This window comes from Actinoallomurus acaciae, assembly GCF_042429965.1.
In the GTDB taxonomy this organism is placed as follows: domain Bacteria; phylum Actinomycetota; class Actinomycetes; order Streptosporangiales; family Streptosporangiaceae; genus Actinoallomurus; species Actinoallomurus acaciae.
Map to the genome: position 1 here is coordinate 1 of NZ_JBHLZP010000417.1, position 7,179 is coordinate 7,179.

The 7,179-nt window shown below is 71.4% G+C and carries 10 protein-coding genes; all 10 read left to right on the top strand.

Annotated elements, in window-relative coordinates:
* Nucleotides 1-190, top strand: a 190-nt coding sequence (locus ACFFNX_RS36835) for a hypothetical protein (protein WP_378210658.1), incomplete at its 5' end; no start/stop codon positions are given.
* A gap of 5 nt (nucleotides 191-195) precedes the next feature.
* On the top strand, nucleotides 196-1,194 hold the full coding sequence (gene hpnH, locus ACFFNX_RS36840) for an adenosyl-hopene transferase HpnH (RefSeq protein ID WP_378210659.1): 999 nt from the start codon (nucleotides 196-198) through the stop codon (nucleotides 1,192-1,194).
* A gap of 72 nt (nucleotides 1,195-1,266) precedes the next feature.
* Complete coding sequence (locus ACFFNX_RS36845) at nucleotides 1,267-1,605, top strand: YbaB/EbfC family nucleoid-associated protein (RefSeq protein ID WP_378210660.1); 339 nt, start codon at nucleotides 1,267-1,269, stop codon at nucleotides 1,603-1,605.
* The gene (locus tag ACFFNX_RS36850) at nucleotides 1,593-2,495 is read left to right on the top strand and encodes a WXG100-like domain-containing protein (protein WP_378210661.1); all 903 of its coding nucleotides are present in this window, start codon (nucleotides 1,593-1,595) and stop codon (nucleotides 2,493-2,495) included. Before ACFFNX_RS36845 ends, ACFFNX_RS36850 begins: the two co-directional genes overlap by 13 nt.
* Before the next feature lie 28 nt (nucleotides 2,496-2,523).
* Complete coding sequence (locus tag ACFFNX_RS36855) at nucleotides 2,524-3,066, top strand: hypothetical protein (protein ID WP_378210662.1); 543 nt, start codon at nucleotides 2,524-2,526, stop codon at nucleotides 3,064-3,066.
* A gap of 153 nt (nucleotides 3,067-3,219) precedes the next feature.
* Entirely contained in the window at nucleotides 3,220-3,669 is a 450-nt protein-coding gene (locus ACFFNX_RS36860) for a DUF5709 domain-containing protein (protein WP_378210663.1), read from the top strand.
* A 37-nt stretch (nucleotides 3,670-3,706) separates the two neighbouring features.
* On the top strand, nucleotides 3,707-4,753 hold the full coding sequence (locus ACFFNX_RS36865) for a Dyp-type peroxidase (RefSeq protein ID WP_378210664.1): 1,047 nt from the start codon (nucleotides 3,707-3,709) through the stop codon (nucleotides 4,751-4,753).
* Nucleotides 4,753-5,553: a family 1 encapsulin nanocompartment shell protein gene (locus tag ACFFNX_RS36870; RefSeq protein ID WP_378210665.1), complete on the top strand. Its 801-nt coding sequence runs from the start codon at nucleotides 4,753-4,755 to the stop codon at nucleotides 5,551-5,553. Before ACFFNX_RS36865 ends, ACFFNX_RS36870 begins: the two co-directional genes overlap by 1 nt.
* A 108-nt stretch (nucleotides 5,554-5,661) precedes the next feature.
* Nucleotides 5,662-6,684, top strand: a complete 1,023-nt coding sequence (locus ACFFNX_RS36875; protein WP_378210666.1) for an MDR family NADP-dependent oxidoreductase — start codon at nucleotides 5,662-5,664, stop codon at nucleotides 6,682-6,684.
* Nucleotides 6,684-7,064 (top strand): MerR family transcriptional regulator, encoded by a 381-nt coding sequence (locus ACFFNX_RS36880; protein WP_378210667.1) that lies wholly within the window; start codon nucleotides 6,684-6,686, stop codon nucleotides 7,062-7,064. Before ACFFNX_RS36875 ends, ACFFNX_RS36880 begins: the two co-directional genes overlap by 1 nt.
* The last annotated feature ends 115 nt before the right edge of the window (nucleotides 7,065-7,179 follow it).

A 7,179-nucleotide genomic window follows, 5' to 3' on the forward strand; every position in this document is an offset into this window, starting at 1 on the left:
GGAGGGCCGTCCGGTGACGGTCGTGCGCGCGATCGTGGACACGCCGGGCCGTCCGCTGCTGAGCCCGGCCGCCGTCACCGGCGGCCTGGCCGCCCGCCGTACGTTGCGCCGCATCGGGCCGGCGCTGGTGAACTGGGCGGGGGCCGCGCATCTCACCTCGGCCGCCTCCCCGGAGAAGGGCGGCCCCTGATGGCCATGCCGCTGCGCCAGGCGATTCGCGTCGCCGGGTACATCTTCGGCCAGAAGCTCCGGCGACGGGCCAAGTACCCGCTGCTCGTGGAGCTGGAGCCGCTGTTCGCCTGCAACCTCAAGTGCGCGGGCTGCGGCAAGATCCAGCATCCCGCCGACGTGCTGCGGCAGCGCATGCCGGTCGAGCAGGCCGTGGCCGCGATCGAGGAGTGCGGCGCACCGATGGTCTCCATCGCCGGTGGCGAGCCGCTCATGCACCCGCAGATCGGTGAGCTGGTCCGCGAGCTCGTCGCCCGCAGGAAGTACGTCTTCCTCTGCACGAACGCGCTGCTCATCCCGAAGAAGATCGATGAGTTCGAGCCGTCGCCCTACTTCGCCTGGACGGTGCACATCGACGGGCTGCGCGAGCGCCACGACGCGTCCGTGTGCAAGGAGGGCGTCTTCGACGACGCGGTCGAGGCGGTCCGCGAGTGCCGGCGCCGCGGCTTCCGGGTCACCACGAACACGACCTTCTTCAACACCGACAGCCCGCAGTCGGTGATCGAGGTCCTCGACTACCTCAACGACGACCTGCGGGTGGACGAGATCATGATCTCTCCGGGCTACGCGTACGAGAAGGCGCCGGACCAGGAGCACTTCCTCGGCGTCCAGCAGACGCGCCGGCTGTTCCGTGAGGTGTTCGCCCAGGGGAACCGCCGCCGGTGGCGTTTCAACCACACACCTCTGTTCCTGGACTTCCTCGAGGGCAAGGCCGACTTCCCCTGCACGGCGTGGGCGATCCCGTCGTACTCGCTGTACGGGTGGCAGCGCCCCTGCTACCTGATGGCGGACGGGTACGCGCAAACGTACCGGGAGCTGGTCGAGGACACCGACTGGAGCCGCTACGGCCGGGGCAACGACCCACGGTGCGCCAACTGCATGGCTCACTGTGGGTATGAGCCGACCGCGGTTTTCGCTACTCTCGGTTCTCTGCGCGAGTCGCTGCGCGCCCTGCGTCACAGTTGAACATCAGGTGATCACGGCGGAAAGGTTTGGCCCTACTATGTCGATAGGTTTAATCGACATTTCGGGGGGCCTGTGGATGCCGACAGAGAAAAGCTGCAGACGGAACTACACGCGCTAGAAGAACGGTCCCGCAAGGTGCGAGAGGAGCTCTCGGCCGTCGCGATCGAGGCCAAGAGCAACGACGGACTGATCGAGCTGACGGTCGGCGGCCAGGGCCGCCTGCACGCGCTCACCCTCGACCCACGAGTGAAGCGCCTCGACGTCGAGGAACTCGCCGAGCGGCTCGTCGGGATGACGAACGACGCCCTCGACCTGCTACAGCACGAGACGGCGGCCAAGATGCGCGAGGCGTTCCCCGAGTTCACCGCCGACCCGCCGTTCGGTGACCAGGAGGGCCCATGGCGGCTCTGAGCGGGGTGCGCGGGAACCTCTTCGTCGGTGGCAACATCGCGCTCCTCGTCTTCTCCATGCTGGCCACCCCGTACCCCGAGGGGGACCCCGGCCGGGCGCGTCAGGCGGGCCGGGTGTGGGCCGATCTCGCCGACGACGTCGTGGGCTGGGGGCGGAACGGCGACGACGCCGCACACGCGATCGCGACGAACAACGCCGGTGAGGGCGTGACCGCCTTCGCCGGGTTCTGGCACAAGTACGCCGCGCCCGACCCTCCGGCCAAGGGCGAGGCGACGCGGCTCGCCGACCTGTGCCGGCGCATGAGCGAGGCCAGCGACGAGTACGCGTCGCTCATCGAGAAGGCCCAGCACACCTTCGTCACCATGGCGTGGGCCAACTTCGCGAGCGCGCTGTTCATCACCACGTTCCCCTGGCAGGCCGGCGCCGCTTACGAGATCACCCAGTTCCTCATGCGGCGAGCGGAGGCCGGGATCCTGGCCAAGCTGCTGGAGAGCGCGATCGCCCGTACGCTGCTCGCCAAGCTGATGGAGTACTCCATCGGCAGCGGGTTCTTCGCCGTCGGCGACGTGGCGGTGATGGACGGCGTCAAGGCACTGCGGGGCGATGACGTCGGCTCGTGGGGCGACAACCTCGACGAGGTCATGAAGGAGTTCCTCGCCTCCGTCGCCTTCTACGGCGTGTTCGACGTCGCGATCAAGCCGGTGAGCATGATCACCAGCAACAAGGAGGTGCAGTACTTCGTGTCCCGTCTGGCGGGCGGTTCCGTCGGCTACGGGCCCACCTACGGGCTGCTCAACGGCAAGCGCGGCGACGACCTCGTGCCGACCGTCAAGGACACGACGCTGCGGGTGCTGCTCTACACGACCATGGCGCACAAGCCGGCCGGCTGACCCGCCCGATCCCCGAGGAGGACCCGCCGTGACACCGCCCACGCTGCCCCCGGCACCGCCGACCCACGTCACCGTCACCCCGTGGGACACGCCCCACAGCACGCTGACGGGCATCGCCGAGGACCTGTACGAGGATCCCTCCAAGTGGCGCGACATCTACGAGGCCAACCGCGACCTCATCGGCGACGACCCGGGAGAGCTCCGGGTCGGCATGCGGCTCGCCCTGCCGCCCACGGAGGTCCACCCCGGTTACATCCGCTCCGTCGCGGGCGCGCTGGACGACGAGGCCGATGACATCGCCACGATGCTCGCCGCGGCACGGAGCCGGTTGGAGGCCATCGGGAGCTTCTGGGGCGGCGACGATCTCGGGACGAAGTTCTACAAGGGCGCCGATGGAAAGCCGGGCTATGAGACCGGGGCCACCCGCGCCTTCGACGGCGTCACCGCGTTCGCGGACTTCTACCGCAACGTCGCCGGGGGCCTGCGCGACATGGCGGACCGGCACGACGACGTCGAGTGGGCCAACACGATCCGTACGCTGGAGGCCGCGCTGAGGACCGCCGAGGCGTAGCGCCGTCCGCGCGCGACAGGGGTGCGGTTCGTCGCGGCGCCCGCGCGGCTCGGTATCGTGGCGGAATCGGACCCTGCCGGGCGCGTGCGACCTCCGGCGGGACCGACGAACCGGCGCGGCAGACGCCGCGCGGCGCCACACGAGGAGCCCGACGTGACATCCGACCAGACCGGCGCCGGGGCCGGGGACGGCGTCGACGACTCCGCCCTGCTCCCGCCGGAGGAGAGCCTCGACGACGACGAGCTCGGCGACGACCTCGGCGCGGGATACTCGCCCGTCGCGCGTCCGCGGGGCAGTGACGCATGGGGCGTCACCGAACGCGAGATGGCCACCCGAGAGGACCTCGACCACCGGTTGGCGCGTGAGGAGCGCGACCTGGACTACGAGGTCGCGGGCGACGGCATCGGGGACACCGATGACACCGACGGCGAGCCGATCGACGACGAGGTCGGCGACGCGCGTGCCGGGCGGCTCGTGGCGGCCGAGGCCGACGGCGACGAGAGCGCGCCCGGCTACTGGGCCCGCGATGTGGGTATCGATGAGGGGGCCGCGTCGAGCGAGGAGGCGGCCGTACACGTCGTCGCCGACGAGGATGACCGCTGAGCCGCGCACGGGCACAGACGATGGGAAAGAGACACTGATGGGTGAGCCGGACCCGCACGCCGAGCCGCAGGCGGTGCTCAGCCCGCTGACCAGGACGGCGATATTCCTGGTCGTGACGATCGACCCGGGGGGCGAGTCCGTCGTACGCGACCTGTTGCCCGACCTGGCCGGGCTACGGCGCGCCATCGGCTTCCCGGCGCCGGAAGGCCGGCTGAGCTGCGTCGCGGGCATCGGCTCGGAGGCCTGGGACCGGCTGTTCGCCGGGCCGCGCCCCGCCGAGCTGCACCCCCTCAAGGAGGTGGCGGGTCCGGTGCACCGTGCCCCCTCCACCCCGGGCGACCTGCTGTTCCACATCCGGGCCCAGCGGCACGACCTGTGCTTCGCGCTGGAGTCGCAGATCATGAACCGGCTGAGCGGCGCGGTGACCGTGCGCGACGAGGTGTACGGCTTCAAGTACCTGGACGTCCGTGACCTGCTCGGCTTTGTCGACGGAACCGAGAATCCCGAGGGCTCCGCGGCGGAGGAGGCGGTGATCGTCGGTGACGAGGACCCGGACTTCGCCGGCGGCAGCTACGTCATCGTGCAGAAGTACCTGCACGACCTCGACGCCTGGAACAGCATGACCGTCGAGGCGCAGGAGCGGACCATCGGCCGTACGAAGCTCGGTGACATCGAGATGGCCGACGACGTCAAGCCGCCCGACTCCCACGTCGCGCTCACCACCATCGTCGACCCCGACGGCACCGAACGCCAGATCCTGCGCGACAACATGCCCTTCGGGTCCGTCGCGCGCGGCGAGTTCGGCACCTACTTCATCGGCTACGCCCGGACGCCGGACGTGACCGAGCGGATGCTGGAGCGCATGTTCCTCGGCGACGACGAGGCGGCACACGACCGGATCCTCGACGTCTCCACCGCCCAGACGGGCACCCTGTTCTTCGTCCCGAGCGCCGACCTGCTCGACGACCCGCCCGGCCCGCCCGGGGAACCGGCCGCCGCGGCGGAGGGGCCGCCCGCGACGACCATCGAGGCCCCGGCCGACGGCTCGCTCGGTATCGGCGGCCTGAAAGGAAGTGCCGAGTGATGAACAACCTGCACCGCGAACTCGCCCCGATCTCCGCCGCCGCCTGGGCCGATCTCGAAGAAGAGGCCCGGCGGACGTTCGAGCGCCTCGTGGCGGCCCGCCGGATCGTCGACGTGCCCGAGCCCGGAGGCGTCGAGCTGTCCTCGGTGCCGACCGGGCATCTGGACGACGTCGCCGCGCCCGCCGACGGCGTCATCGCCCGTACGCGCCGGGTGCAGCCCCTCGTCGAGTTGCGGGTGCCGTTCACCATCGACCGCGGGCAGGCCGACGACGTCGAGCGCGGAGCCAAGGACGCCGACTGGCAGCCGGTGAAGGACGCCGCCCGCCAGATCGCCTTCGCCGAGGACCGCGCGGTCTTCGAGGGATACGCCTCGGCCGGCATCACCGGCCTCCGCGCCGGTTCGTCCAACCCGGCGATCACCCTGCCGGACGACGTCCGCCGCTATCCGGACGCCGTCAGCCAGGCCGTGAGCACCCTCCGCCTGGCGGGCGTCGACGGCCCGTACACCCTTGCGCTCAGCGCCGACGCCTACACCGCGGTGAGCGAGACCTCCGACCACGGCTACCCGATCCACGAGCACATCGCCCGCCTGCTGGACGGCGAGATCGTCTGGGCACCGGCCATCGACGGCGCGTTCCTGCTGTCCACGCGCGGCGGCGACTTCGAGCTCCACCTCGGCCAGGACGTCTCCATCGGCTACCTGTCGCACGACGCGACGAGCGTCGAGCTGTACTTCCAGGAGTCGTTCACCTTCCTCACCTACACCAGTGAGGCCGTGGTCCCGCTCCGGGGCGCATGAGAGGCGGCGGGCCCGCCGTCCACATGGTGAGACGGCCGGCTTGCCGTTGACGTACGGGTCAGGGGTTAGCGTCGCGTTTCTTCCACGCGTTCTCCTGAGGAGTGAACGATGTCCGAACACCCCCGTACGTCACGCGAGGTGCGTCTCGCCGCGACGCCGTCCGGGATCCCGCGGCCGGAGGACTTCACCGTCGCCGAGGCGCCGGTGCCCGAGCCCGGCCCCGGCGAGGTGCTGGTCAAGAACCGCTTCTTCCACGTGTTCGCCGCGCTGCGCACGCTGATCGGCGGAAGCGTCGAGGGGGCGCCGTTCGCCGGGCTGCGTCCCGGCGACCCGCTGTTCGGCCCGGCGATCGGCGAGGTCGTCACGGCCCCGGACGGCGGCCCGCGCGCCGGCGAGCTGGTCGCGCACTGGCAGGGATGGCGCGAGTACGCCGTCCTGGACGCGGGAGGGTGCGAGCCCCTCGGCGACGCCCTGCCGGACCCGGTCGCGCACCTCGCCCAGGCCCGTACCGCCTACGAGGCGCTCACCCGCGCACAGGTGCGGCCCGGCGACGTCGTGTTCGTCTCCGGCGGTGCCGGGTCGGTGGGGTCGATGGCCGGTCAGATCGCCCGGCTGGTCGGCGCCGGCCGGGTCGTCGGCAGCACGGGCTCACCGGCCAAGGCGGAGCGGATGGTGGCCGAGCTCGGCTACGACGCCGCCGTGGTCCGGGGCGCGGGACCGCTGGACGAACAGCTCGCGGCGGCCGCGCCGGACGGCATTGACGTCCTGTTCGACAACGTCGGCGGCGAGGACCTGCACGCGGCCCTGGCGGTGGCCCGAGAGGAGGCCAGGTTCGTGGTGGTCGGAGCCTTGTCGGGGCAGATGTCCGAGCGAGGCGGCGGCACGACGGCCTCGCTCGAGCTCGACTCCTTCCAGCTCGTCGTCAAGCAGATCACGATCATCGGCTACAGCAATTTCGGCCGTTCGGGCACGGACGCCGAGTGGCTGGACCGGTACGCCGGCTGGCTGCGCTCCGGTGAGATCGTCTTCCCGTACGTGCGCGTTCCGGGCATCGAGAACGCGCCCCAGGCGTTGCACGACATGATGAACGGCCGGCACCTGGGCACCGTCGTGGTGACACTGGAGGACTGATGCGGATCGGCGACGCGGCGGCAGCGACGGGGACCACGCCCCGGGCTCTGCGGTTCTACGAACAGAACGGGCTGCTTCCGCCGCCGCGGCGCACCGCGACCGGACAGCGGGAGTACGGACCGCGCGACGTGGCCCGCGTCCGGATCATCCGCCGGCTGCTCTCGCTCGGCCTGACGGTCTCCGACGTTCGCAGTTGCGCGGACCGCCTGGACCTCTTCGAGGGCGACACCCTGCCGCCGTACGGGCACCCGGCCGCGTGCACGGGGGCCTCGGGGGTCGTCCAGCGGCGGATCGCCGCGCTCGATGAGGAGATCGCCCGGCTGACCCGTCTCCGTGACAACCTCGCGGCCAGCGTCGCCCTGGTCGAGGCCCGTCCCTGACGGACGCGGACCGCCCGTCGCCCGGTGCCCGCGGCCGGTCACTGGCCGCGGAGGCGGTCCATCTCCCGGCGCTCCCGCTTGGTGGGGCGGCCGGCGCCGCGCTCACGGCGCGCGA